The 25,930-nt window shown below is 62.5% G+C and carries 17 protein-coding genes and 3 pseudogenes; 13 read left to right on the top strand and 7 right to left on the bottom strand.

The genetic code is table 11. The features are described 5' to 3' along the window. A partial coding sequence (locus F9K20_RS16530) for a hypothetical protein (protein WP_291004275.1) occupies positions 1-255 on the top strand: 255 nt, incomplete at its 5' end. A 397-nt stretch (positions 256-652) separates the two neighbouring features. Beyond that, positions 653-1,603 carry a tyrosine-type recombinase/integrase gene (locus F9K20_RS16535; protein WP_291004278.1) on the top strand — a complete coding sequence of 317 codons (951 nt, stop codon included), beginning with the start codon at positions 653-655 and terminating at the stop codon, positions 1,601-1,603. A gap of 503 nt (positions 1,604-2,106) precedes the next feature. Here F9K20_RS16535 and F9K20_RS16540 read toward each other — a convergent pair. Next, positions 2,107-2,648 (bottom strand): annotated as a pseudogene (locus F9K20_RS16540) (YihY/virulence factor BrkB family protein). 458 nt (positions 2,649-3,106) lie between these two features. On the opposite strand from F9K20_RS16540, the gene F9K20_RS16545 reads away from it, so the two are divergent. Then, on the top strand, positions 3,107-3,352 hold the full coding sequence (locus F9K20_RS16545) for a DUF883 C-terminal domain-containing protein (RefSeq protein WP_291004282.1): 246 nt from the start codon (positions 3,107-3,109) through the stop codon (positions 3,350-3,352). 6 nt (positions 3,353-3,358) lie between these two features. Then, the gene (locus F9K20_RS16550; RefSeq protein ID WP_291004285.1) at positions 3,359-3,571 is read left to right on the top strand and encodes a hypothetical protein; all 213 of its coding nucleotides are present in this window, start codon (positions 3,359-3,361) and stop codon (positions 3,569-3,571) included. A gap of 297 nt (positions 3,572-3,868) precedes the next feature. Here F9K20_RS16550 and F9K20_RS16555 read toward each other — a convergent pair whose 3' ends face one another. Both F9K20_RS16555 and F9K20_RS16560 read right to left on the bottom strand, forming a co-directional pair. Next, a complete protein-coding gene (locus F9K20_RS16555; RefSeq protein ID WP_291004289.1) occupies positions 3,869-4,015 on the bottom strand; it encodes a hypothetical protein in 147 nt (48 codons plus the stop codon). A gap of 212 nt (positions 4,016-4,227) precedes the next feature. Further along, positions 4,228-4,722 carry a Crp/Fnr family transcriptional regulator gene (locus F9K20_RS16560; RefSeq protein ID WP_291004292.1) on the bottom strand — a complete coding sequence of 165 codons (495 nt, stop codon included), beginning with the start codon at positions 4,720-4,722 and terminating at the stop codon, positions 4,228-4,230. A gap of 767 nt (positions 4,723-5,489) precedes the next feature. Between F9K20_RS16560 and F9K20_RS16565 the strand changes: the two genes are divergently transcribed. The 5 genes and pseudogenes from F9K20_RS16565 to F9K20_RS21355 all read left to right on the top strand — a co-directional run bounded on the left by F9K20_RS16565 (position 5,490) and on the right by F9K20_RS21355 (position 11,856). Continuing rightward, positions 5,490-8,438 carry a cellobiose phosphorylase gene (locus tag F9K20_RS16565; protein WP_291004294.1) on the top strand — a complete coding sequence of 983 codons (2,949 nt, stop codon included), beginning with the start codon at positions 5,490-5,492 and terminating at the stop codon, positions 8,436-8,438. Then, entirely contained in the window at positions 8,429-8,740 is a 312-nt protein-coding gene (locus F9K20_RS16570) for a hypothetical protein (RefSeq protein WP_291004297.1), read from the top strand. The genes F9K20_RS16565 and F9K20_RS16570 overlap by 10 nt, the downstream gene beginning before the upstream one ends. Before the next feature lie 204 nt (positions 8,741-8,944). Then, positions 8,945-11,347 (top strand): phosphoenolpyruvate synthase, encoded by a 2,403-nt coding sequence (gene ppsA / locus F9K20_RS16575; protein ID WP_291004300.1) that lies wholly within the window; start codon positions 8,945-8,947, stop codon positions 11,345-11,347. 100 nt (positions 11,348-11,447) lie between these two features. Further along, positions 11,448-11,724: pseudogene (locus F9K20_RS21350) on the top strand (glucokinase); the annotation flags it as partial. Positions 11,725-11,736: 12 nt separating this feature from the next. Continuing rightward, positions 11,737-11,856, top strand: a complete 120-nt coding sequence (locus tag F9K20_RS21355; RefSeq protein WP_367115808.1) for a glucokinase — start codon at positions 11,737-11,739, stop codon at positions 11,854-11,856. A 7-nt stretch (positions 11,857-11,863) separates the two neighbouring features. Here F9K20_RS21355 and F9K20_RS16580 read toward each other — a convergent pair whose 3' ends face one another. Together F9K20_RS16580 and F9K20_RS16585 are read right to left on the bottom strand one after the other, a co-directional pair. Next, complete coding sequence (locus F9K20_RS16580; protein ID WP_291004303.1) at positions 11,864-12,802, bottom strand: 1-phosphofructokinase family hexose kinase; 939 nt, start codon at positions 12,800-12,802, stop codon at positions 11,864-11,866. 52 nt (positions 12,803-12,854) lie between these two features. Beyond that, positions 12,855-13,115, bottom strand: coding sequence for a hypothetical protein (locus F9K20_RS16585; RefSeq protein ID WP_291004306.1), 261 nt, complete (start codon positions 13,113-13,115; stop codon positions 12,855-12,857). Positions 13,116-13,272: 157 nt separating this feature from the next. Here F9K20_RS16585 and F9K20_RS16590 point away from each other — a divergent pair, with 157 nt between their 5' ends. The 4 genes and pseudogenes from F9K20_RS16590 (at position 13,273) to F9K20_RS16605 (ending at position 18,750) form a co-directional block, all read left to right on the top strand. Then, positions 13,273-15,048: an ABC transporter ATP-binding protein/permease gene (locus tag F9K20_RS16590; protein WP_291004310.1), complete on the top strand. Its 1,776-nt coding sequence runs from the start codon at positions 13,273-13,275 to the stop codon at positions 15,046-15,048. Positions 15,049-15,108: 60 nt separating this feature from the next. Then, a complete protein-coding gene (locus F9K20_RS16595; RefSeq protein WP_291004312.1) occupies positions 15,109-16,359 on the top strand; it encodes a glucoamylase family protein in 1,251 nt (416 codons plus the stop codon). A gap of 52 nt (positions 16,360-16,411) precedes the next feature. Next, on the top strand, positions 16,412-17,998 hold the full coding sequence (locus F9K20_RS16600) for an alpha-amylase family glycosyl hydrolase (protein ID WP_291004314.1): 1,587 nt from the start codon (positions 16,412-16,414) through the stop codon (positions 17,996-17,998). A 223-nt stretch (positions 17,999-18,221) separates the two neighbouring features. Further along, a pseudogene (locus tag F9K20_RS16605) lies at positions 18,222-18,750 on the top strand (tyrosine-type recombinase/integrase). Positions 18,751-18,978: 228 nt separating this feature from the next. On the opposite strand, the gene F9K20_RS16610 reads toward F9K20_RS16605, so the two are convergent. Then, the gene (locus F9K20_RS16610; RefSeq protein ID WP_291004317.1) at positions 18,979-21,135 is read right to left on the bottom strand and encodes a PAN domain-containing protein; all 2,157 of its coding nucleotides are present in this window, start codon (positions 21,133-21,135) and stop codon (positions 18,979-18,981) included. Positions 21,136-21,150: 15 nt separating this feature from the next. Then, positions 21,151-25,614 carry a peptidoglycan-binding protein gene (locus F9K20_RS16615; protein WP_291004320.1) on the bottom strand — a complete coding sequence of 1,488 codons (4,464 nt, stop codon included), beginning with the start codon at positions 25,612-25,614 and terminating at the stop codon, positions 21,151-21,153. Positions 25,615-25,930 lie beyond the last annotated feature (316 nt).

The raw sequence follows: 25,930 nt of genomic DNA on the forward strand, positions 1-25,930 counted from the left end.
CCCTCGATCCTCAAGACGGAGCGCCCGCCCCGTTACCGTGCGCCGATCAGTTGGTTAGCGCATCGTGAGCCGGTGGCTCAGACCTTCGCGCGCAGCGCTCTCCCGCGCGAGCGGGTTCGTTCATCTCTGCAAAGCAGATATCCCGCTGTCGAACAGTGGCGGGCAATCAAGTCGCCTAGAGTAAAGGCGACGCTGCTCTACGCGTTGGGTTGTGCGGATACTGCGCGGCTGATCCTTGAGCAAGCTTTTCGTTGAGCCATTGGAAAGCGCGCTCGTCGGTGTGCTTGTCGCAATATGTCCGGCGATCAGCGCGGACGCGGTGGCTGTTTAAAAGACGACAGGGGTGTACCCCGTTTGGGTCCCATCACGCCGAACTCGCGGCATCGTTGGTCAGCCGAGCTATCCAGATCACTCGCCTCGCTCGATCAACGACGGGGGCTCTCGCTAGCTCCGATTAGGAGCCACGGATCGAATTACATGCGGGCTGTAAGACATTGCTGATCGGCTCGCAACTGGCCAAGTTTATGGCTCGCCTATGCTAGCAAGGAGTTCGTTACCACACGGATCAATTCCCTCCTTCAACCTATTCACAGCCGTTGCGACAGGTCTCACATTACTCATGAAAAGCCTGATTTTCGTGAGGTATCGCGCCATGCCGGCCAAATCGTACCAGCTCGAGACAGAGGCGAACGGCGCCCTCAATCTCGCCTGCCAGCGGGCGCAGCCCTTCGCCGCCGCCGCCCGGGCGGCGGGCACGCGGCGCGTCTATAGCGGCGCCTTGAAGCGCTGGCAGGCCTGGTGCGCCGAAATGCATGCCACGGCGCTGCCGGCGGCGCCCGAGGCCGTCGCCGCCTACCTCGCCGAGCTGGCGCGCGGCGGCAAGGCGGTGTCTACCATCACCGGCGCGCTGGCCGCCATCAAGCACGCCCACGCCAGCGCCGGGCTGGCGCTCGATCCGCACAGCCCGGCCATCGCCGCCGTCATGGCCGGCATCGCGCGCTGCGCCAGCCGCCCCCTGCGGCGCGCCGCGGCGCTCGACCTGGAAACCTTTCGCACCCTCATCGCCCGCATCGACGGCACCGACGTGCGCGCGTTGCGCGACCGGGCGCTGCTGCTCATCGGCTTCTTTGGCGCCCTGCGCCGCTCCGAGCTCGTCAGTCTCGACATCGGCGGCCGCTCGCGCATCGACATCACCGCCGCGGGGCTGATCCTGCACCTCACCGACACCAAGGGCCAGGCGGCGACCGAGACCCTCGCCATTCCCCGCCGCCAGGATGCGCTATGCGCCGCGGCGGCGCTGGAGCGCTACCTCGCCGCCACCCAGCTGAGGCGCGGGCCGCTGTTCCGCGCCGTCAACAAGGCCGGACGCCTTGGCGCGCGCCGCCTCGACGCGACGAGCGTGCGCCACATCCTCATCGCCCGCGTCGGCGCCCCGACCTTCTCGCCGCATTCGCTGCGGGCCGGCTTCATCACCGCGGCGGCGCAAGCGGGCGCGCCCGAGCACCTGATCCAGCGGGTGAGCCGCCACAAGTCGGTCAACGTGCTGCGCGGCTATATCCGCGCCGGCGAGCCGTTCGCGACGAGCGCCGCGCACTACCTCTAGGTCGAGACTTCCGCGCGCCGGCCTCCGCCGCCTGGCGAGCCTTGCGGGCGACTACGCGAGGGACACGCCCCCGGCCGCGTCCGTGCCCAACCGCCATGACCTATCTCATTGATAGGATTGACATTGCAGAGCTGGTGCCGATGGGCGACTACACGAACTACAGACTACAGACTCTACCAACGGAAAGATCACCGACCAGCATTTCGGGAAATGCACAAAATATGTCAGGCCCCTGAAAATGGCGCATTGCATAATAAGGGGAATAGACGCGGCATTGTGTAGTCGACCGCCCCGAACGCGGGTCGCGGAAATTGCGTCGCAATTCCAGCGGCTTACCCGTTGGCGCCGGCGACTACACGACGACACGAGGTGGCGCCGTGACATAATGTAATGTTATAATATATGGTGAGGAAGCCGCATGCGGCCAGAGGGGCGCGCGATCGCGGCGACGGCGCCGTCGGCAAACGCGTCCCGCCGCGGCGGGTCGGCCCCGCCTTAAGACCTCAGCCTTTGCCCGGGCCTTGGCACGCTGTGCTCAGCTCGGCGCCGAACGGCACGATCTGCGCGGTGTCGTAGACGCAGATCAGGAGGACCACGAGCGCGGCGGCGGCGCCGTACGTGGACTGCAGACCCTGACTACCGATGTCCCAGGCGCTGAGCGCCTTGCCGGCTTCAAACAGCACGGCAGCGACAAGGGCGCCGACCCGTCCCGCCAGCGCACGGGGACGTCGTGAAACCACTTGAACCGCATATCCAAGAGGGCCGTAAGCGTTCCGAGCGCAATCAGCGTGCTCGCCGCTTGGCCGAGGGGCGCCTCGCTGCCGAAGGTGCGCCCCGCGACCGTGGTTATGGCGGCGCGGATGGCGCTGACGAGGAGCGACACGATCAGCAGGAAGCCGAGCGCCATGACGCCGGCGCGGGAGACCACGTAGGTGCGCCGGTAGCATGCGAAGCCGCCGCCTTCCGTTTCAGGAGCGTCCCATATGGTATTGAGCGCATCTTTGAGCTGAGCGACGACGCCGAGGGCGGCGACGCACAACAACACGATGCCGAACGCGGCCGTGATGCTGCCGCCTCGACCGAGGAAGCACCCTTGCGCATCGCTTCAACGGCCTGCGCGCCCGTCGGTCCGAGCAGGTCGCGGAACTGTGCCCTCAGGGAGCCGCGGGCAGCCTCCTCCCCGAACAACAGGCCGGCAATGGAGATGACACCGAGAAGGAGCGGGCCGAGGAGAAGACCGAATAGTAGGCCAGGGCTGCGCCGAGGCGCGCACTTCGATGGCGCGACCAATTTCCAATAGCGGTGGTCAGAACGCTCCACATCCGCTGGCCCCTGGGGGCGTTCGGCGCGCCAACGCGCGTATCAGGCAATGCCAATCCAACCACCGCCAGCGCATAGCCGCCGCACACGTAGCCGACGTGAGGGTCGTACCGGCGCAGACGAGGAACACCAACTGCCGCCAAACGTTATTCCTCCTACTGGCCAAACGTAGGCGGCGCGCGAATGGAAGAACCATCACTCTCGGCTCCGTCAGCAACTCGCACAATTCTCGACCATGCTGCCAACGAGCCTGAAACACCAAAGTTGAAGGACACCGAGTTCGATCGAGAGCTGGAGCGGGTCAGGAGGATTGCGGCGTACTTCGATGATCGCGACCCCATCAACGCCGCCATTCGCCGCCACCCGACGCGCACCGTCTTCATCGCTGCTGGCGTCGGCTTTGTGATCGCGCTCCTGATGAGGAGGTGACACGACATGCAAGGAGCAAAGAGGCCATCGGCCGACGAGCTGGAAGAGGAGCTAGATCAAGCTTTGAAGGCGACGTTTCCCGCCAGCGATCCCATCGCTATAGGCGAGGTGAGCGGGACTGAGCCGGATCGTCCTCTGCATCGGAAGCCGGCACTGATCGATAAGGCGCTTGTTGAAGAGCTGGCCCGCAACGCCGCTGCGAAACTTGATCGGAAATAGCGATATTCCCACTGATGAACGACGATCGCGCTGGAACCGGGCGGGAGCCTCTAGGGTTATCGGCCGAACGCTGGGAGGAGATTTCCCATGCATAAGTTCGGTCGGCGTAACTCAAAGCAACCGGAAGAAGGCCTGCTTCCGGGGATTGCGCTGGCGATCTTGATTACAGTGTTGGCCGTCGCTTGGTCCTACGACAATAGAGCGGCGGACCCCTATACGGTCACGACCCCGGCAAATCCCGCCATCAGCCCATAGGACCACGCCGAGGCAGTGTTCCTCTTGAACGACGAATAGCCGTCAGCCATCCATGCCGTCGAGAGCCATAGCCTTGAGCCGCTCAGGATCGCGTTCGCCCGCGGCAACCGCCGCCATCACGCGCACGGCCAACCCATGGAGGAACGCGTCGGAGTCCTCTGGTGTCGGGAAGAAGATGGTCGCCTGCACCTGGCGCCACACCTCTGGAACCGAACGCCGTTACTAGCAAATGATGATGCAAAGGCGCGAAAGAACTCTCACCAGGAAGGTCGAGACCCCGCAGCTAAGTGGGTATGGGACTGCACGACGCTCGCTGCTCTGGAAGGTCTCTATCGACTTTCGGGACTACACAATTCAGCAGTGGCGGCCCGAAAGGTTCTGCTCCGCCAGGCGCAGCGTTTCTAGGAGGCCAGGAAGACTTGTCCGATGTCCACCACCCGCTTTTCCATCCTAGCTCCGAACAGCCGGCTATTCGCTTCCCGGAGCCGTCGGCAGACTTCCCGGCCCATGTTCATCTGGATGAGCGCAAACTGCTTAAGGTCCTGCGCGTACACCTCGTAGAGATTGGCGGCTGAAATACGGATTGCGATGCAATCTTCGACTGCCTGGATGGAGGCGCTGCGTGGACAGTGGTCCATTACGGCCATCTCCCCGAAGCAGTCGCCCTCATTCAGGATTTGGAGGAGGTGGTCCTGACCGCGCCAGGATTTCAGTACCGCGGCTTTGCCCACTTCCAGAACGAACATCGCATCGCCTTCGTCGTGCTCGCGGAAAAAGAACTCGCCCGTTGGGGCCGACACGAGCGGACACAAGGCGAGCAGGAATTGGAGGATCTCTGTTCGTATTCCGCCAAAGATAGGCATTCGTTGCAGGAGTTCGATCCGCGCTTCTTGCATGGCGCACTCCAGAGCCGCCGTCATTGTGATCTACCATTTTTTAGCACTTTGTGTCGGTAGCTCCCAAACCGGCCCGCGTTGGCATGTCGGCTTAGGGTCGAACTCGGCGGTCGGCCCATGTCCGCGCGCAGTCCGCTCAGCCTCGGAAACCCACCGTAAGAGCGGACGTGCATTCGCTTCTGGGTAGGGCCAGGAGTAGAAGTGGCGCTGTCGCTCGCGTGGGTACGGGGGCCGCTTGCTCCTCACAAACTCTGGATCAAGCGAATTGGGACCATACCTGTCGAAACCCTTCGTGTCTTGCTGCCGACGTCCTCGCCGTTCGTATTGAGCAGCTTCGAAACGCCTCGGGAAGTGCGGAACCCAGTTGGCACCTATCATCGCGAGTGGTCGTGGAACGTCCATGAGGATTTCGGCTTTTGACTTACGAGCTAGTATCCATGCGGTGGAGGGGCTTACCCGTTAGATGCGTTCGCACGGGAGATAACGATGCGAAGCCAAAAATCGGCAGCAGCTGCCGCCCTCGGCGCGTTCCTAATAGCGGCTCCTCCTGCCCTCGCCCAGCTCGGCAAAATCGGGGAGCGCGACTATGTCAGGTACTGCGCGCTTTGCCACGGTTTGGAAGGCACAGGCCTTGGACCACTTGCCGACGCCATGAAGACCGCCGCCGCCAATCTACCGCCATCGGTTTTTGCACGCGTCTTGAAGATGGCAAACTCATTCGTTGACCGTGCGCGCTGACCGCAAGCGTGAAGAATCGAGGCATAGAGATGATGCACGACGGGGTCCGCGTAGGTAAGACTCCCCGGGACAGCGATCTTGGGCTGCAACGACTGACAAACTCTACCGGCCTTTCGCTCAGTGTGCTTGCCAATGGCTGCATTTTTGCGGTCGAGCATCACCACGCGCGCGGATGCACTCTGATCAACCAGGTGCTCGGCTCGCCAATCGATGGGGGTATTGGCCGCGTCTACCTTCGCATCGGTGCACCGCGGCCACGCATTGCTCAAGTGTATGGACCTCGCGCCAAAGTCCAATTTGGAGCCGCCAACGATCGCATCGTGTGGGCCGGTCAATCGGACGACGTGCAGCACCGTCTGATCCTTTGGCTGCATCCCGAGGAGAATCTCTGGTTTTGGCATCTGGAGATAATCAATCTGTCGCAGTCTGACCTGCCGTGCGATGCAATCCTCGTCCAGGACCTCGGCCTCGGGGATCGGCCCTTCCTGATGAATAACGAAGCTTACGCGTCACAGTACATTGATCATTACATGGCAAGTGATCCGCAGCTTGGCCCCGTCATCATGAGCCGACAGAACCAGGCTCAACACGGCGCCCACCCGTGGGCTCTTCATGCCTGCATCTCCGGTGCCGCCGGTTACGCCACCGACGCCATGCAGCTGTTCGGCCCCCAGTATCGAGACGCTGAGGATATCGAATGTCTCATCGGCACCGATCTCCCAAGCCAGCGACTGCAACACGAGCTCGCGTGCGCAGTGATCCAATCGCGCAGCATCACTCTAAAGCCTGGCGCCTCGGGCGCCTGGATATTTCTTGGCCTATACGAACCCGATCACCGCGAAGCATCTAGTGAGAGCGATCTGGCGCGGATTTCTGCGGCACAAAGACACTTGCGCAAGTTTGCGCAGTGTAATGTCGCGCTGCGCACGCCCGTGCGTAGCGTTGTACAGGACGCCCCGCCGCTCGCGGTTGAGGCCATGCACGATGAGGAAATCGCTGAACGTTACCCGGTCCGCCGCCGTGAGGAAGCGGAAGATGAGCTGTTGTCGTTTTTCGTTCCAGATTCGGTACACAACCGCCACGTCGTGCTGCGTGAAAAGGAGCGCCGCGTGCGACGACGCCATGGAACGCTGCTGCGCACTGGCCAGTGCCTATTGCCCGATGAGGCGACCATGTGCGCGACGTTCTGGATGCACGGCTGCTTCGGTGCCCAGCTTACGATTGGCAACACGTCCCTCCACAAGCTCTTCTCGGTATCACGTGATCCCTACAACATCACGCGAGCGAGCGGCTTGCGCATTCTGGCCGATGGCGGCGCTGGTTGGCGACTGCTCACTGTGCCCTCAGCCTTCGAAATCGGACTGAGCGATTGCCGGTGGATCTATCACGTCGGCGACCGTACTATAATTGTGCACGCGATCGCGTCGGGCGATGAGCCTGCGATCCAATGGAAGATCTCAGTCGCTGGAGCCCCGTGTCGCTTTCTCGTGTTCGGCAACCTCGTTCTAGGCGAACGAGAGTTTGAGCATGCAGGTCACATCGAGATCAATGCCGCGAACGCATGCTTTACCTTTCGTCCCGAGTCCAATGGGATGTGGGCACATCGCTATCCTGATGCCGAATACCGATTGCTCGTGAGCACACCCGCGGCCGTCGATGCGATTGGCGCCGATGAATTGCTGTACGCGGACCGCATGCCGCGGGCCGGCGGATATGCAGTGATACAGTCGCGGGCGACGAACGAATTGGCCTTCGCTGTTGTCGGCTCATTGAAGTGCGCTGACGAGGCGGCCGCCCTTGCTGCCAAGTATGCTACCGACGTCGACATCCCGGCGATGCTCGCGCCTGCTGCAGCCTACTGGAAACGCGTCACTCGCGGCCTGCGCATCACGGGGCCACATGCCGACGTTTCTGCACTCGACACGATATTCCCTTGGCTCGCGCATAATGCGATTGTCCACCTCACGGTACCGCATGGCCTCGAGCAGTACACTGGTGCGGCTTGGGGTACGCGCGATGTTTGCCAGGGACCGGTCGAGTTCTTGCTGGCACTCGAGCACGACGAGGCGGTGAGGGAGGTTCTCCGCATCGTCTTTGCACAGCAGTACGAGTCACGCGGTGACTGGCCGCAGTGGTTCATGCTCAAGCCATATGTGCAGATCCAGGATCTGCATAGTCACGGCGACGTCATTATCTGGCCGCTCAAGGCCTTGTGCGACTATCTCGAATGCACGAATGATCTAGCCTTCCTCGACGAGGAGATTGCCTGGAGATGTGACGAGGGTCTTGCACCAACCGCTCGGAAAGATTCGATTGCCGCACACGTTCGCAAGCTAATTGACACGGTCGTAAGTCGCTTCATTCCAGGCACGCGGCTGCTCAAGTATGGCGAGGGCGATTGGAACGACTCTCTGCAGCCGGTCGATCCGAGGATGCGCGAATGTATGGTCAGCAGCTGGACGGTCGCCCTGCTGTACCAGCAAATGAACCGCTACGCAGAAGTGCTGCGCCGGGCTGGACGCGCGGCAGAAGCTGAGCCGTTAGCCCGCCTCGCTGCCGAAATGCGTCTGGATTTTAACCGGCACCTCATAAGCGACGATGTTGTCGCGGGATACGTCGTGTTTGAGCCTCAGGGTAAACGGTCGGAGCTGGTTCTCCACCCGAGCGATAGGAAGACAGGGGTGCGTTATTCGCTCTTGCCGATGACGCAGAGCATCATTGGGGAGCTATTCACAGCCGAACAGACGCAGCATCACATTCGCCTCATACGCGAGCATTTGCTCTATCCCGACGGTGCCCGACTGATGGATGGGCCGATTGAGTATCGCGGCGGACCGGAGAGGATCTTCCGGCGCGCCGAGACGGCAGCATTCTTTGGCCGTGAGATCGGGCTCATGTTCACGCCCATCTTCGCTACGGCGAAGCACTCGCCCTGCTTGGCGAAGCTGATGAGCTGTGGGACTCCCTATTGCTGGTGAACCCCATTACGGCGACTGAGCGGGTCGCGAATGCCTCCCTCCGACAGCGCAACACGTACTTCAGCAGCAGCGACGCTGCCTTTCGCGACCGCTACGAAGCCAGCGCCCGCTGGGACGACGTCAAACGATGCCGAGTTGACGTCGACGCCGGCTGGCGCATCTACTCCAGCGGTCCAGGTATCTACGTGAACATCCTGCTCCGCCAAGTGTTGGGCCGACGCCGATATTTCGGCGAAGAGACTGTCGAACCTCTATTCCCGACGTGGTACGACGGAGTGCCGATCGAGATTGCGTTCGATTAAAGGTAGCTCCGATTACAGCGGGCCTGTCCTTGAGGACGCGCCCATGCGCGCTGTTCTCGTGAAAACAAGTTTGGTTGCATCCGGGCTGTTCTTGTAGGAGGTGGCTTCAACGACTTGGTCCCGAGACACTTGCCGCGCAGCCGATCATGGTTGATACGCGTCAAACAAGTCTTCGACCGTTTTGGCGTAAGAGGCCTGTTGGGAATGCAGAGCGAAGCGACTAAACCATCGAGCCCGCACATTCTCTGGTTCGACGACCTGAAGCGTTCCGACGTTGCGCGCGTCGGTGGAAAGAATGCTTCTCTCGGGGAGATGGTATGCAATCTTGGCTCGAAGGGAGTGCATGTCCCGACGGGCTTTGCGACTACGGCTAGGGCCTATTGGGAATTCATCGACGCGAACAACTTGCGGGAGATGATTGCCCGCAGGCTGTCTGAACTCGCGGCGGGCAAGACGACTCTCCCAGAAACGGGTACGGCGGTCCGCAATGCCATTCTCGGCGCCGCGTGGCCGCCCGACTTGGAGCGGGCTTTCACGTCCGCCTACGCCGAGCTCTGCCGGCGCGCCGAGAAAGCGGATGCCGACGTTGCCGTGCGCTCAAGCGCGACGGCGGAGGACTTACCCGAGGCAAGCTTCGCCGGCCAGCAGGAGAGCTTCCTTAACGTCCGCGGCGACGCGCAGCTGCTCGATGCCTGCCGAAGCTGCTATGCCTCGCTCTTCACCGATCGCGCCATCAGCTACCGGCAAGCGAAGGGGTTCGACCACATGAAGGTCGCCCTGTCGATCGGGGTGCAGCGCATGGTCCGCTCCGATCTCGGCGGCGCCGGGGTCATGTTCTCGATCGACACCGAGACGGGGTTCGATCGGATCGTGCTCATCAATGCCGCTTGGGGGTTGGGTGAGAACGTCGTGCAAGGCGCCGTCGATCCCGACGAGTATCAGGTCTTCAAACCTCTGCTCTCCACTCCTGGTCTCATCCCTATCGTCGAGAAAAAGCTCGGAACCAAGAAGCAAAAGATGGTCTATGCCAGCGAAAGTGGCCGGACCACGCAGAACGTTCCGACCTCGAGCACTGAGCGCGGCTCATTCGTCCTTACTGATGCCGACATCTTGACCCTCGCACGCTGGGCCTGCGCAATCGAGGATCACTATGGCCTGCCCATGGACGTGGAATGGGCCAAGGATGGCCAGAGCGGCGAAATCTTCATTGTGCAAGCGCGCCCCGAGACCGTGCAATCGCGCAAAGGCACTCCCGCCTTTCTCTCCTACAAGATCAAGTCGAAAGGACGCAGGCTCGTCAAAGGCCTCAGCATCGGCAGTGCCATCGTCGCCGGGCGCGTGCAGCGCATTGAAAGCCCGCGCGATATCGCGCGCTTTACCGATGGCTCGATCCTGGTAACGGCGACCACCGATCCCGATTGGGTCCCCATCATGAAACGCGCGGCCGCCATCGTCACCGATCACGGGGGCCGGACGTCGCATGCTGCCATCATCAGCCGCGAGCTTGGGTTGCCGGCGGTGGTCGGTACAGGCAATGCAACGCAGATCCTCAAGGATGAGCAGGAGATCACTGTTTCCTGTGCGGGCGGAGACGAGGGCTTCGTCTACGAGGGCAAGGCGGATTTCGAAACGGTGACGATAGACCCAAAGCAGATCCCGGCGACGCACACCCAGATCATGTTCAACCTCGCCAATCCTGCCGCCGCGTTCCGCTGGTGGCGTCTGCCGGCAGATGGCGTGGGGCTCCTGCGCATGGAATTCATCGTCAGCAATCACGTCAAAGTGCATCCGATGGCGCTCGCCCAGTACGATGCACTAGAGGATGATAAGGCGAAGCAGGCGATCAACGCTCTCACGGGCTGCTATGCCGACAAACGCGACTATTTCATCGACTGCCTATCGCGCGGTCTGGCACGCATCGCGGCCGCGTTCTTTCCCAAGCCGGTGATCGTGCGCATGAGCGACTTCAAGACCAATGAGTACGCGAATCTGATCGGCGGCGCGCAGTTTGAGCCGAAAGAGGAAAACCCAATGCTCGGGTTCCGCGGCGCCTCGCGCTATTATTCCCCCAAGTACCAGGAGGGGTTCGCACTCGAATGCAAAGCCATCCGCCGCCTGCGGGAGGAGATGGGCTTTGTGAACGTCATTGTCATGATTCCCTTCTGCCGCTCGACGAAGGAGGCGGACCGCGTCCTCGAGGTCATGGCAGAGCACGGTCTCAAGCGGGGCGACAACGGCCTTCAGGTTTATGTGATGTGCGAGATCCCTTCCAACGTCATCCTGGCGAAGGCATTCGCCGAGCGCTTTGACGGCTTCTCGATCGGCAGCAATGATCTCACCCAGCTCACGCTCGGCGTAGACCGCGATTCAGCCGACCTTGCATCCCTCTTCGATGAGCAGGACGAGGCCGTGACGTGGATGATCCGCACCGTCATCGAAAGCGCGCACGAGAGCGGCGCCAAGGTCGGCCTGTGCGGCCAGGCACCCAGCAATCATCCCGAGTTTGCCGAATTCCTCGTCCGTTGCGGCATCGACTCCATCTCTATCACTCCCGATAGCTTCATTGCGGTGAAGGAACACGTCGCCGCGGCCGAGGCCAGGCGGTGAGGTTGGCACGCGTGCGTCGTATATGCCCGCATGGGGAGCTGCATGAGCACAACGGGCGTGAACCTCGTAGGCGACATCGGAGCAACCTACGCGTTTCTGCCTGGTCGCGCCCGACGGCAGACTGACCAAGATGAGATCTTTGCTTTCGCAAGAGAACGCCGGCATCGGCGATGCCCTGCAGGCCTATACCCATGACGCGAATGGCGGGGTCGCGCCGGCGCGAGCGCTGCTGGCCGTCGCCGCCACGCCCGCGGGGGACAAGGTCTCGCTTACGAACAACCCTTGGACCTTCTCGATTGAGGAACTGAGGGAAAGGGCGGGGCTGCGCGAGCTGCGCATCGTCAACGATTTCTATGCCCACGCGGCCGCGGTTCCGCATCTTGGGGAGAATGAGCGCATTAGAAGCGAAGGGCAGGCTCCGCAGTTTTCTACCAGTAATCCCCACGTACGTCGTCGTCCACCCTTGGGTTGGTTTGCTCGGTGCCTCCAAGGCCCTCGACCGCGCTTGAATGGTCATCAAGCTTGCTCGACCTCCACCTCTTGGAGAAGCCGCTTAACGTCATGTGCACTGCAAAGGCTCGTTCCCGGCGCAAGTACAGCCGCGGAGCCGGCCGCGATGCCATAGCGCAGAGCATCCGGAAGGCTGTGGCCAGCGCTCAGGGCCCAAACCATCGCACCAAGAAAGCTGTCGCCGGCGCCGACGGAGCTGACGGCTTTGACCGACAGCCCTTCTCCGAACCATGCTTCCTCGCGGGTGATAAGCAAGGCGCCACGATCGCCGAGGGTAAGTGCGATATGCGCGACGCCCTGCGTCGCGATCAGTCGCCGCGCAGCATCGATCCACTCCCGCCGGCTCATCAAAGGCTCATCCGTCAGCTCACGAAATTCGCGCAGGTTGGGCTTGATGAGATGGATGCCTTCTTCGAGCGCAGCCATCAGAGCGGGCTTTGTACTGTCCAGGACGAGCTTCGTTCCCCTTTCCTTGGCTGTCTTGGCCAGCACGCGGAAGAAGTCGGCTGGCACCCCTGGTGGCAAGCTTCCGCTGGCAACGATGAACTCGGGCCGTTCCTCGGCCCCAACGACGGCGCCCAGGCAGGCGCGCCACTCTCCCTCGCTCAACTGCGGAGCCGGGAGCACGAAGCGATACTCCTGACGGCTCGCTTCCTCCACCACGGTGAAGTCCTCGCGCGTCTCTTCTGCAATCGGCACGGCGTGGCTGCGAACGCCCTCCGCATCGGCGAGCTTGTGCAATAGCGCGCCGGTGAGGCCGCCCGCTGGATAGACGGCCGCAACGTCGCCGCCGAGCCGGTGAATGACACGCGCAACGTTGACGCCACCGCCGCCAGGATCGCGTCGCACCGGCCCGCAGCGCAGCTTGTGAACGGGCACCAAATGCTCGACCGAGGTCGAGACGTCGATCGCCGGGCTGAGGGTGAGCGTTAGGATGCGTGCCATTATCTCTGCATTGTGCCGATTGCCGGGACGCACCGAAGCAGGAGGCCGTCACCTACTCGAGAATTTCAGATTCGGCGTCGGGGAGATGCGCTCTCAGGCGCATGAGAAACTCTTCCCAGGTCAGTTGAAAGAAGCTGAGCAACAGGATGAGCCCGCCAGCGCTCAGGGTTTCCTCGCCGTTCTCGATGCGCGTGACGCCGAGGTCGGTCAATTCGAGGACCGACGCGACCTGCTTCCGCATCGCATGACGCTCTTCGCACAATTCGCGAAGCAGAAGTCCAATCGCCAGGTCAAGTGTTGCTCGGTTGTGCATACCGACCTCCCATTCGTGGCTGCGCCATCATCAACTGCCTCTCGCCGGGGTTCGGCCGGCGGACACGACCCGGTGGCTCCACGTTGCGTAGTGAGCCATGATCCGGAGTACCGATTTGAGGCTACCCTGCCGTTAACGAGCTGACGAGGTACAGAAAATGCCTGCGGCGTTGACAAAAGACAAAGACAACCCGAGCGGCGCGCTCGCACAGCTCCGCTCGCTGTTGCCCTCGCTCGCCGACTCGGCGGAGCGGCGCACGGTTATCCTGCTGTCAATTGGCATCGTCATCGTCATTGGTGCGACCGCCGTCGGGCAGATCAGACTCAACGTCTGGCAGGGCAGCTTCTACGACGCGCTAGAGCAAAAGAACCTGCCTGCTTTTGCTTGGCAACTCTTGGTCTTCCTCATCATCGTCAGCATCCTCCTCGTGCTGGTCGTCAGTCAGACCCTGCTTCACGAATTGCTGAAAGTGAGACTGCGCGAGTGGCTGACCCGCGACCTGCTCGACGAATGGCTGGTGCCGGGACGCGCGCATCGGCTCCAATTCGCAGGAGAGATCGGCGTCAACCCCGATCAACGTATGCAGGAGGATGCCCGGCATCTGACCGAGCTCACGGCGGGTCTCAGCGTCGGGTTTCTACAGGCGACGCTGCTGCTTCTAAGCTTCCTGGGCGTACTCTGGGTGCTGTCCGCCCAAGTCGTGTTCGTGGTGGGCGGCAGCTCCTTCTCAATTCCCGGATACATGGTTTGGTCCGCGCTCGCCTTTGCGCTCGCGGGCTCCTGGCTGACGTGGTTGGTCGGACGCCCGCTCATCCAATTGCACGGGGCGCGCTACGGCCAGGAAGCCGAGCTACGCTTCGCGCTCGTGAGAGACAGCGAGCACGCCGAGGGCATCGCCCTTTATGGAGGCGAGGCCGACGAGCGCCGCCTCATCGAGGGAATATTCTGCCGCCTGACCGATACCATGCGCGGACTTGCCTACCGCCTGACGAAGCTCACCTGGATCACATCGGGACATGGCTGGCTTGCCCTCGTGGTGCCGATCGTCGTTGCGGCACCCGGGTACTTCGGTGGCAGTCTGTCCTTCGGCGGCCTGATGATGGTGGTGGGGGCGTTCTATCAGGTGCAGCAGTCGCTCCGATGGTTTGTCGACAATTTTGCCGGCATCGCCGACTGGCGCGCGACGCTTTCCCGAGTCGTGACCTTCCGCGACGCGCTCCTCACGCTCGAGCAGATCCACCACAACGTGCCCAACATTGAAGTCGCCAACCATCCCGCCGGCAACCTTGCCTTGGAAAACGTCACGCTGTCGCTTCCCGAGGGGGCTGCCGCGCTCGATGAGGCGCAGATTGAAGTGCTGCCGGGTGAGCGCGTTCTGATCGTCGGTGAGCCGCATTCCGGCAAGACGGCGTTGGTCCTCGCTCTGGCTGGTCTCTGGCCATGGGGGACGGGAAAAATCCTCGTTCCGCCGCGGGACAGCATGCATTTCATTTACGAGCGGCCCTACCTGCCGCTCGGGACGCTGCGCTCCGCCGTCGCCTACCCCCTTCAACCCGGCGGCTTCGACGACGCCGCTATCCGCTCGGCTCTGCAGCAGGTGGGCCTCGACTATCTTGTATCGTCGCTTGATCGCGACGAGCGGTGGGACCGGATGCTCTCGCTTGACGAGCAGCAGCGCCTCGCCTTCGCGCGCCTGCTGCTGCAGAGGCCGAAATGGGCCTTTCTCGACGACGCCTTGAGCGCCCTGGAACCGCGGCACCGTCAGCAGTTGATGGATTTCTTCAATGGGCCGCTGGCGGGAACCTCCGTCATCTGCACGTGCCGTACGCCCGCGCACGACGGCTTCTACAGTCGGACTTTCAACCTGCACCGCGTTCCAAAAGGCCCGCGTCTGCCCCTTCGCCCACGAGAGAGCTCAAAGCATGGCCGTTAGGCACAGCCCACGTCAGCGACATGGTCGCGGCCCCTCGCGCAGACCAACGGAGGGATGCCGATGAAGTACAAAGACGATCTGGACGATGCCGCGCTGCTTGAGCTGATCCAGCGGCAAACCTTTCGCTACTTCTGGGACTTTGCTCACCCAATCAGCAAGCTCGCGCGCGACCGCAGCGACCCAAGACCGAGCTTTGATCCCGAGGTCGTCGCAACCGGGGCGTCCGGGTTTGGCATCATGGCGATCATCGTCGCCGTCGAAAGGGGTTGGATCAGCAGAACAGCTGCCACCGATCGACTGCTGGGAATCGTCCACTTTCTGGAAAAGGCCCAGCGCCACCACGGTGTCTTTCCGCATTTCATGCACGGTACGACTGGCGCAACGATCCCCTTCAGCGGCAAGGACGACGGCGGCGACATTGTCGAGACCTCGTATCTCTGCATGGGCCTGCTGAGCGCAAGGCAATACTTCGCTCGCGACACGGCGAAGGAAAACAAGCTGCGCGCCAAGATCAATGCGCTGTGGCAGGACGTCGAATGGAGCTGGCATACGCGCGGCGGTGCCAAAGTTCTCTACTGGCACTGGAGCCCGCGCTACGCGTGGGACATCGGCCTCGAGATCCGCGGCTGGAACGAATGCTTGATTGCCTACGTGCTGGCGGCGTCCTCACCTTCTCACCCCATTGCGGCCGATGCGTACCATCGCGGATGGGCCGCCGGCGCTCAGTTCAAGAACGGCAAGGAGTTTTACGGCGTTCGCCTGCCGCTCGGACCCGACTATGGCGGTCCGCTGTGCTTTGCCCACTATTCGTTTCTGGGTCTTCATCCGCGCGGGCTAAAGGACTGCTACGCCGACTACTGGGAGCAGAACGTCAATCACACGCTCATCAATCGCGAGCATTGCATTCGCAATCCCAGCCACTTCAAAGGCTACGGGCGCGACTGCTGGGGCCTCACTGCCAGCGACGACCATTTGGGCTACCACGCGCACGATCCGGCGCACGACCTAGGCGTGATCACACCTACCGCCGCACTGTCGTCCTTCCCCTATACCCCCGAGCATTCCATGCGCGCCTTGCGCCACTTCTATCATGGCCTCGGAGCCAAGATCTGGGGTGACTATGGGTTCTTCGATGGCTTCAGCGAGACCTCGGACTGGTACGCGTCTTCGCACACCGGCATCGACCAGGGCCCCATCATCGTAATGATCGAGAACTACCGGTCGGGCCTATTGTGGAAGCTCTTCATGAGTTGCCCCGAAGTGCAGCGCGGCCTGCGATTGCTGGACTTCGAATCTCCGGCGATCAGCTGAGTGGCTGGCGCTGTGGCTGGCGCAGACGCACATCGATGGGAGGCAAAATCCGGTGAGCGAGCGACCCTGGTGGCAGCATGCCGTCATTTATGAAATCTATCCGCGCTCGTTCCAGGATACCAATGGCGACGGCGTCGGCGACCTCAGTGGCATTCTTGAGCGCGTCGACTACCTCGCATGGCTCGGCGTCGACGCAGTCTGGATTTGTCCGTTCTATCCCTCGCCGATGGCCGACTTCGGCTATGACGTCGCAGATTATGTCGGCATAGACCCGCTGTTCGGTACGCTCGATGACTTCGATCGGCTCGCGGAGGCGTTGCACCGTCGCGGCATCCGCATCATCCTCGATTTTGTTCCCAACCACACTTCCGACAAGCACCCATGGTTCGCGGAAGCGCGCTCCTCGCGCGATAGCCCGAAGCGCGATTGGTACATCTGGCGCGATGCGCACCCTGGCGGCGGGGCGCCCAACAACTGGCAGAGCTTCCCGGTCGGAAGCGCTTGGGAGTTCGATGAGGCTACCGGCCAGTACTATTGCCACTCCTTTCTCGCCACCCAACCGGACCTCAACTGGCGCAACCAGAGTGTGCGCGCGGCAATGTACGACGTGTTGCGCTTCTGGCTGGATCGCGGCGTTGACGGATTTCGGGTCGACGTGCTCTGGCACCTGATCAAGGACGCGCAGTTCCGCGACGATCCGCCCAATCCCCACTTTCGCGACAAAGACCCACCGCACCTGCGCCTATTGCCTCTGCACAGCGCGGATCAGCCGGAGGTCTTGCCGATCATCGCGGAGATGCGGCAGGTGCTCAACGGATACCCGGGCGAGCGCCTGTTGATCGGTGAGATCTACCTCCCACTCGAGCGTCTCGTCGCCTACTACGGTCCGAACCTGACGGGAGCGCACCTGCCCTTCAACTTCAACCTGATGTGGGTGGACTGGAGGCCGGCGCCAATTCTCCGGCTGATCCGCGACTATGAGGCAGCGTTGCCGCTAGGCGCATGGCCAAGTTGGGTGCTGGGCAATCATGATCAACGGCGCGTTGCCAGCCGTCTAGGCCCAGCGCAGGATCGTGTCGCGATGATGCTGCTGATGACGCTGCGCGGAACCCCGACGCTCTATTACGGGGATGAGCTCGGGCTCAAGGATGTGCCGATCCAGCAGCACGAGATGCGCGACCCCTTCGGCCTTGTGGTTCCCGGCCAGGGAAGAGATCCGGAACGCACGTCGATGCCGTGGGACGAGTCCCAGAACGGCGGATTCACCACCGGCCGCCCCTGGCTGCCGCTCGGCAAGGATCATCCTGCCATCAGCGTCGATGTGCAGAAGCGCGACCCGGGGTCCATGCTCAACCTGACACGCGCGCTGCTGGCGTTGAGGCGTCGGGAACCTTCGCTCTCGCTGGGAGATTGGGAACCGCTGGCGGTCGAAGGAGATGCTCTCGCCTATACGCGCACCGCGGGCGGCAGGCGTTTCATCATCGTGCTCAACTTGGACACCGCACCCAAAGCGGTCGGATTTGACCGGGACTTGGCCGGGGCGATCGAGCTTTCGACGCATCCAGGCCGCGTCGGTGAGCGCATTTCCACGCGCATTGAGCTGCGTGGCGACGAAGGGGTCATCATCAAACCCACCTGAGCACGCCTTTGGCGTCAACTTGTCTGCGCCACGTCGGCGGAGGACGATCTGCCCGGACCGATTGAGCTCGCCGAGCAAATGTCTGCTCGGGGTCAATAGCGCCATCACCATTGCCGGACGCTAACTAAGACTCGGCAAGTCTACTCCCAAAGCTGACGCCATATCGGTCGCGTAGCGCAGCGAGGCCCATGCTGGCGGTCCTCTGCAACAGAGGAGAACGACCATGCCGGACCAACGAGATCTGTTCGAAGACCGCCCAACACGCCAGCCCTGGAACAATGGCAAGATGATCGGCGCGAAGCCACCGCTGTGGCCCAAGCACGTCTGGTCCATCCGGACCAAGCTCCAGGTGAAAGGCCGCAAAAGGGACCTGGCGCTATTCAACCTCGCCATCGACAGCAAGCTGCGAGGGTGTGACGTGGTGCGCATTAAGGTTGAGGACGTCGCGCCAAGAGGCTACGCCATCGATCGCGCGACGGCGCGCCAGCGGAAGACTGGCCATCCTGTAAAGTTCTGACGACACGCCAGTACGCCCGACTGGTCTCCGAGTGGATCGCGAGCATCGGGCTCGACCCTCTGCAATTTGGCACGCATTCGCTCCGCCGGACCAAGGCGACCCTGATCTACAAGCGAACAGGGAACTTGCGAGCCGTCCAGCTGCTACTTGGCCATACCAAGACGAGAGCACCGTCAGGTACCTGGGAATCGAAGTCGATGATGCCCTCGCCATAGCCGAACAAGTTGACGTCTAATCTGCCTGGGCAGAGCCGACGTGCTCTGCCCGACCTGACCCGGGAAGATCGGGCCAATAGTGGCCATTGAGGCTGTGTCGCCTCTGAGGCGGCTTAGAGGGTGGAAGCAGACTTCCGGCTGCCACCCAAAAGGATCGCTCGGTCCGTGAAAGACCAACAACAAACAAACTCAACGGCCTTAGGCGCAATGGCCCATTGGCTTGCTGGCATGCCTTGTAGGCAACTCGTTCACTGCGCGTCGGCACGGACCCCGGACACGGCAAAGCTTGCCGTTACCGGTTGGGGGACGCGGTCCTTCAGCCAGCAGCGCGCCGAGGGGCCCTGCACGCCGGGCTTGACGAAGGTCCAGGCCTTGCATTTGGGCTCCTTCCCGCATTGGCTTGCGCACAGCGCAGGGTCTGCGCTTTCAAGTTCAAAGGTCCGGTAGTCGCTGCCCGGACGGTCAACGTCGTACTCAAACGTGGCACTCGCAGTGTTGGCCGACGCAGCACCGGAGACGGGAGCTTTGGCGAGCTCCTCGATTGCAGCCTTCGTCGACGGCCCAAAGTCGCCGTCAACCTTCCCGTCATAGACGCCTGCATCGCGCATGCGACGCTGCAATTCCCGCTGGAAGCTCTTGCTCCAAGCCTCTGCGTTGGTTGTCATCTCACGCGCCGCATATGCATTGTGCGCTTTGAGCGCCTTGAACATCCAATCGGCGCCCTTGCTCGCATCTTCCTTGACGCCGGCTCCGATCGCGTAAGCTCGGCCAAGGTCATACAAGGCGTCGACGTTTCCCGCCTCAACTGACTTGTGGAACCAGGAGACGGCTTGTGCAGGATCTTTCACAGCCTCGCCGCCGTTTTGCATCAACCAGCCGAGCTGGCGCATGGCGCCGTTGTGATTAAGGTCGGCCGCCTTGCGGTACCAGCGCATCGCCTCGGCCTCGTCCTTGCCCACACCAGAGCCGCTTTGATACATCCACCCGAGAGCAGCCATGGCGTTAGCGAAGCCCAGGTTGGCGGCCCGCCGATACCAGCTGACCGCCACGGCGTTGTCCTGGGCGACGCCGCGGCCATTCAAATACATGTTTGCCAGCATGTGCATGGCTGCGATCTGCCCAAGCTCTGCAGCCTTTCGGTAATGGCGGACGGCCTGCGCGTCGTCACTGAAGACGCCGCGCCCCGCTTCATACATCAATCCGAGATTTGCGATGGCGTCTGGATGGTCGAATTCGGCCGCCTTGCGGTACCAGATGACGGCTTCCGCGTCGTCTTTGGAAACGCCGTTGCCATTGGCGTAAAGCATGCCCAACCGGAACATCGCCGCAAACTGGCCCTGGTCCGCTGCTTTGCGATAAAAGCGAGCTGCTTCCGCGGCATCTTTGCCAACACCGCGGCCCGACTCGTACATCAGTCCGAGGTTGAAGAGTGCCTTCGCGTCATTCTTCTCGGCGCCCTTGCGATACCAAGCGACTGCCTCCCTCTCGTCTTTGCCGACACCTTGGCCGTTCGCATACATGCCAGCGAGTTGGCTCATGGCTTCGGGTAGACCTTTGTCTGCCGCCTTGCGGTAGAGGCGCACCGCTTCTGCCTCGTCCTTCGCAGTCCCGGCGCCCATTGCATAGAGCCAGCCCAAGCCGTAGGCCGCCGTCGCGTCGCCCTTCTCGGCTTCAGTGCGCAGACGATCAGAAAGCTCGGCGAAGCTTGTCGCGACCCGCTGAACGTCAATGCGGACGTCCGACCCAGGCGGCGTTGCACTGATCATCGACAACAACGCGTTCCATCGGGGGACCGACCGGCCGTCAAACTCGACGATGAGGTCGAGCGGCTTCATACCTCCAAGCGCGGCCGCAGTGTTCGGCAGTACCTCTATAACGAAGCCGCCCCGTGCGTTCGCAAATCCAAAGACTTTTGCGAGGTTCTCGCTGAGCTCGGCGAGTCTCACCCCGAGCCAGCCGTGCTTGGAGTCGGCAAGCTGCCCAAGTTTCACCGAGATAGACTGCTGTCCGAGGCGCCCTTGCGGCGGGACCCGCGACTGAGGCTGTGGCACCTTCGGCGGGCTTTCCGCCTTCTCTGAAGCTGTCCCAGCGGGTGGTACATCCGGCTGCCTCAACCCCTGAAGACGGATGCGCGCCAGTGGTGCGAACTGACCGTCGGGATACGCTTTGAGATAGGCTTCAAGCTCGGCAGGATCATCGCTGTCACGCACACTCTCCCAGAAGGTGACCTCGGGCGAGGCGGCCTGTGCCAAGAGCATCGGCGGTGCGTGTGGCACAGCCACTGTGGGCGCGCCAGAAGCGGTCACCGCGCCGGCCATCGCGCCCAGCATGACAAGCGAGAACGTCGCCCGAGCAGGCCATCGTGATAGGCTGCAACAGAACCGATCCTGTAAGCCGATGGTCATTCGAGGTGCTGCTGCTCAATACCGATGCTCTTGACCGTGTGGCACTCCGCCACCGATGCGGATGCACAGGTTGCCGACTCTGACGAATCCTGGCGGACAGCTGCGCTGGATGAGGTAGCAGCGATTGCCTCTCAGCACATAGCCCGGCGGGCACGTGCGCTGGATCTTGTAGCACTTCTTGCCGCGCAGAACGTATCCCTTCGGGCACGTGAGCGTGGTGCTGTAGCACTTATTGCCTTTGAGCACGTAGCCCTTGGGGCAGGTCAGCGTCGTGCTGTAGCACTTGTCGCCCTTCAAGACGTAGCCTTCCGGGCAGCTGCGGGTGATCGTTACGCACTGGCCGTTTTGTCTGACGGTTCCTTCCGGGCACTGCTGGACAACTGCCGGTGGGCGCGGCGTGAAGCCGGGCGTGACAACGTCGATCGGCACACAATGCTTGTCGCCAAGGATGCTGGGATCGATCGGCCCAATATCCGGACGTTCCTGCACGACGCAATTCTGAGCGCCTGGCGCGAGGTGCTCTGGCATATGCAGCGACATCGTCACGCTCAGGCGTTCGTTGGGAGCGACCGTTGCGCCGGAATGCTCGCAGCTAATTGCCGTTCCCTTCTGCGCGCATTGCCACGTCGATGGCGACCACGAGCCGAGCGTGGCGTTGGCATCGGGCAGCAGGTCCGACAGTTTCGCCTTGCCGGTCCACGTGCCCGGGCCCTTGTTGATGAAGGTCAACTCGAAGAGACAGGCGTGGCCAGGTCTGCAGGGCCCAAGTTGCTTCTTCTCCACATGCGTCTCGGCCGGCTCTGCCGGCGGTGGTGCGTGCGGCTCTGAGGGCTCTGCAGGCGTAGGCTCTTCGGGATGAGCCGGCTCCGGCTCAGGGTGCGCAGTCGTGACAATAGTCACGCAGCTCTCGTTGTTGTGCGGCACCGGATCGTGCCTGGCATCGCCATCACCCTCATTATGGACGCAGTTCTTCGCGTTGGGTGCCAGATCGGCTGGCAGCTCGATTGTCACCGTCGCCTTGATGCCGCGCCCAGGAGGTATCGTTATCTTGTCATGGGTGCAGGTGACGTTGCGGCCGCTCTGCTGACATTTCCAATGATCGGGGCTGCTCTTGAGCCTAGCGCCGGCGGGCAGCTCATCGACAAGCTGCGGCTTGCCTGTCCAGGGGCCCGGCCCTCTGTTGATGAACCACAAATCGAACTTGCAGTCCGCTCCGTGCTCGCACCGCTCGTCAGCCTGGAACTTGCGGATATGAATATCGGGTACCGGTGGCGGCGCAACGCGAACGGGGATGCACTGGCGGTTATTGGCTGGGTCTGGATCGCCGGGATTGAGACGGTCCGGAATGGAGACGCAGTTGCGCGCGCCAGGCTGCAGGTTGCGCGGCATGCGCACTGTGATCTCGACGCGGCGCTTAGCACCGGGAGCCAGCGAGATCTGCCGCGGATAGCGGCAGGTCAACGTGCGGCCTGATTGTGAGCAGATTGCAGGCGCGGTCGCCGAGACGAACGTTGCGCCTTGTGGCAGAACGTCCACGATCTCGGGTGTCCCCGTCCATTCACCCGGACCGCGGTTGAGGAGCCAGAGCTCGAAGTCGCACAGTCCGCCCGGCCGGCAACGCGCCGTTCTCTGGAGCTTGCGCGTCTGCAAGTCGGGGGACGCCGCCTCAATCGGGATGCAGTGGCGGTTGTTGCTGGAATTGGGATCATTTGCGGCAGCTGTCGGTCCAAGTTCAGCGCAGTTCTCCGCTCCTGCCGGCAGAGTGTCGGGCATGAGCACCGTGATCATGACCGATCCCGGACTATTTGGCGGTAGCGTTACCTGCTCGGGATAACGGCATGTCACGGTGCTGCCAGCCTGCGAGCAGCCGTCCGCGGATGCGGAGGGCTCGAGGGTTGCTCCGGCAGGAAGTGTATCGATGATCTCGGGCACGCCTGTCCATTCGCCAGGACCCCGGTTTACGAAGGTCAGTCGGAAGGTGCATTGGTGCCCAGGACCGCATTGACGGTCCGTCTGTTCTTTGCGGACCTGAATATCGGGCGCAGCTCCCGGAGGCGGTGCAGCGGGAGGCTGCGCGGGCGACGGCTGTACGGCAGGCTGCACCGGCGGTGGGATGACGTTGACGGTATGGCAGCTCATGTCGTTGGCCGGATTGGAGTCGCCAGCTAACCCCGCGCTGCCGCCGAACAATTGATCGATCAGCACCTGATCGGGCACACCCGTCGCCGGCAAGCCGTTGTCGGCCTGAAGCACCATGATCGAGTTCATGGTCACAACGTCGAGCACGCCATCGATGGGCCCGACCGGGTAGCCAAACGAGTTCAGCGCCTGCTCGATCGCAAGGATGACGGCGGGGTCGTTGGGATCGCGGCTGGGCAGCCACACGTCCTGCACGCAGTTCTCGACCGGGCCGAAGACACCCGGCGGCAACAGGGCGTCGATGATCAGCGTGACAGCGTCACCTGGGTTGAGTGTCACCCAGGTATGTGTGCAGTTGACATTGTCGGTGCCGACGGCCTGCGTGCACAGCCAATCGGGCTGCGGACGGTAGTCCCAAAGCAGCGCACCGGGCGGAAGCGTGTCGAGCTCCTGCAGCGGTCCTGACCAGACGCCCGGCCCGCGGTTGGTGATGGTGATGGTGAAGGTGCAGATGTTGCCTGCGATGCACTGCGCCGGTCCTGTCTTCACTTTCTCGAGGTCGGGAAGGTCCGGTGCCGGTGGGTTCTCGACGACGACCGGCGGCTCCTCGATCTCGGGCGTTTCCGCGACGAGCGGCGGCTCTTCGACCTCGGCCTTCTCCTTCTCGCACAACTCGTAGATCTCGATGTCGCCCACCTTGGTGGCGTCGTTGCGCGTGAGCTCCGCCATGATGACGTTGCCGTTGGCATCGAGATTTTCGTCGGTGTCGAGGATGTAGGACTGCAGCGGCCCGGTAGCCGGATAGGGCACGCCGGCGGCGGGGTAAGGCTTTGTCGCCTCGTCGGGCAGCACCTTGTCAATGGCCCGGACGGGCATGCCTTGCGCACCCGCCACGTAGGAGCCGTCCTCGGACCGTCCGATGTCGGGGCTGAAGCATGGCCCGTGCGGCGAGCACAGCGTGCCGCCGGTCATCCATACCGTCTCATCGGGGCGTGCTGTATCGATGTGCCACTCGACGCCGTAGCCAAAGCCGTAGTCGACGCCACCGGAGCCGTTGACGCGCAGGAAAGCCTGTCCATCATTCTTGCGGTCGTAGTGGCCGATGTCATAACGGCCCTTGAGCTGCCAGACTCCTTTGTCGTTGAGCTCATAGGCGAGCACGCGCGATTCATGAGGATTGGCGAAGGGCTCCTCTGCGTCGAGGCCTAGATTGCGCACGCCGCCGCGTTCTGCAACGAGCATCGTCTTCTCGTCCTTGCACTTGCAGAAGGCGATGTCGGAGACGGGATTGCTACGGCCGGAGCGCGCTATCGCAGCGGAATCGGTGAAAAAATCCGGCAGAAAGTATTCGCGGCGTACGCTGCCGGGATCAAACTCGCCGTCAGCCTTGATTGCGACTGACCAGACTGAGTTGCGCTTCTCCTCCTCAGAGGCGGAAGCGAAGTCTTTGCTTCCCAACGCTTGGCTCGACCAAACTGCATAGTAGAGCCGCACCTGGCCGCTTTCCGCGTCCTTGCGCACGCCAAGCCCCCACACGCGGCGGCGGAAGTCGGCAAGGTTCCAGCACGAGGGCGTGCGGTCGAACGCGCCTTCCTTGCAGTCGGTGACGTGTGCTGACGTCGCCGGATCGAACGCCACCGTCGGCAGCGACATCTGCTGGCCGGTGGCGGCATCGATGAAGCTTGCGCGTCCGGTGACGCCTTGGTCGAACTGGCCGAGGTCGGTGCCGTCCGGCGACAATCGGTGGATGAGGCCTGATTCCAGGTCTGAAACGTAGAACTGATGATACCATTTGTCGTAGGCGATATTGCCGAGTGCGGCACCGGTGTTGGCCCGACCATCAACGCCAATAGTCGCGAACGCGACCGGCTTGTAGCCGGTATCCGGACTGAGCTTCCACACCGTGCCCGGACCGCCGCCGGGACCCCACATCCCGGCCATCCAGTCAGAAGTGCGGTGCAAGCCGAATGCCGATGTCGCCGTCAGAAAGATGTTGGGAGAGGCCGCATCGTCGAGCGCCACGCCGAACACCTGACCGGTTTCCCCGGCGGTGATCTTGTGGCGCTGCGGCTCGTTCAGCCAGTGGTGACCCTGGGGCGGCTGCGAAGGGTTGCGCACGTCAACGATGCTGCCGACGGTTCCCTTAAGGTCAATGACCGTTTTGCCGTCGGCGCTCGTCGTGCCGGAGAAGCGCGTGACGTAGGCCTCACCGGGCTGCATCGCCTCGGCGGCTTGCGCCGTGTCCACCCCTGACGAGAGAGTGAGGGCGAGCCCAGCGGCGCTCACTAGAGCGCGAACGCCGCGCACAGCTCCGACGTACCCACCTTTCCGGACACTCATATGCTTGCGGCTCCGCGGCATTGCACCATAGGCCTACGCTACTGACGATCGGGTGCCAGCAGTACGCTACGTGCCGAAAGGCGGGGCCTTGATGTCGATCAACCAACAGCGTCTTCCAGAGACTAGAATTTTGCGAGGTTGTCGGTGATGTCGAAACCCGGCAGCAAATTTAACCTTCGCAAGAAGCGCGGTGGAGACTCGGGCCTCGGGGAGGACGTGATGAAGCCACGATGTTTAACTTGGCCATGCGACCTTCGGCAGAGAGCGGACGCGCTGCGCGCGCACTGCGTCCTGCTATTCATCGCCGCCTTGTTGA

It is taken from the genome of Hyphomicrobium sp. (assembly GCF_009026145.1).
GTDB lineage: Bacteria > Pseudomonadota > Alphaproteobacteria > Rhizobiales > Hyphomicrobiaceae > Hyphomicrobium_A.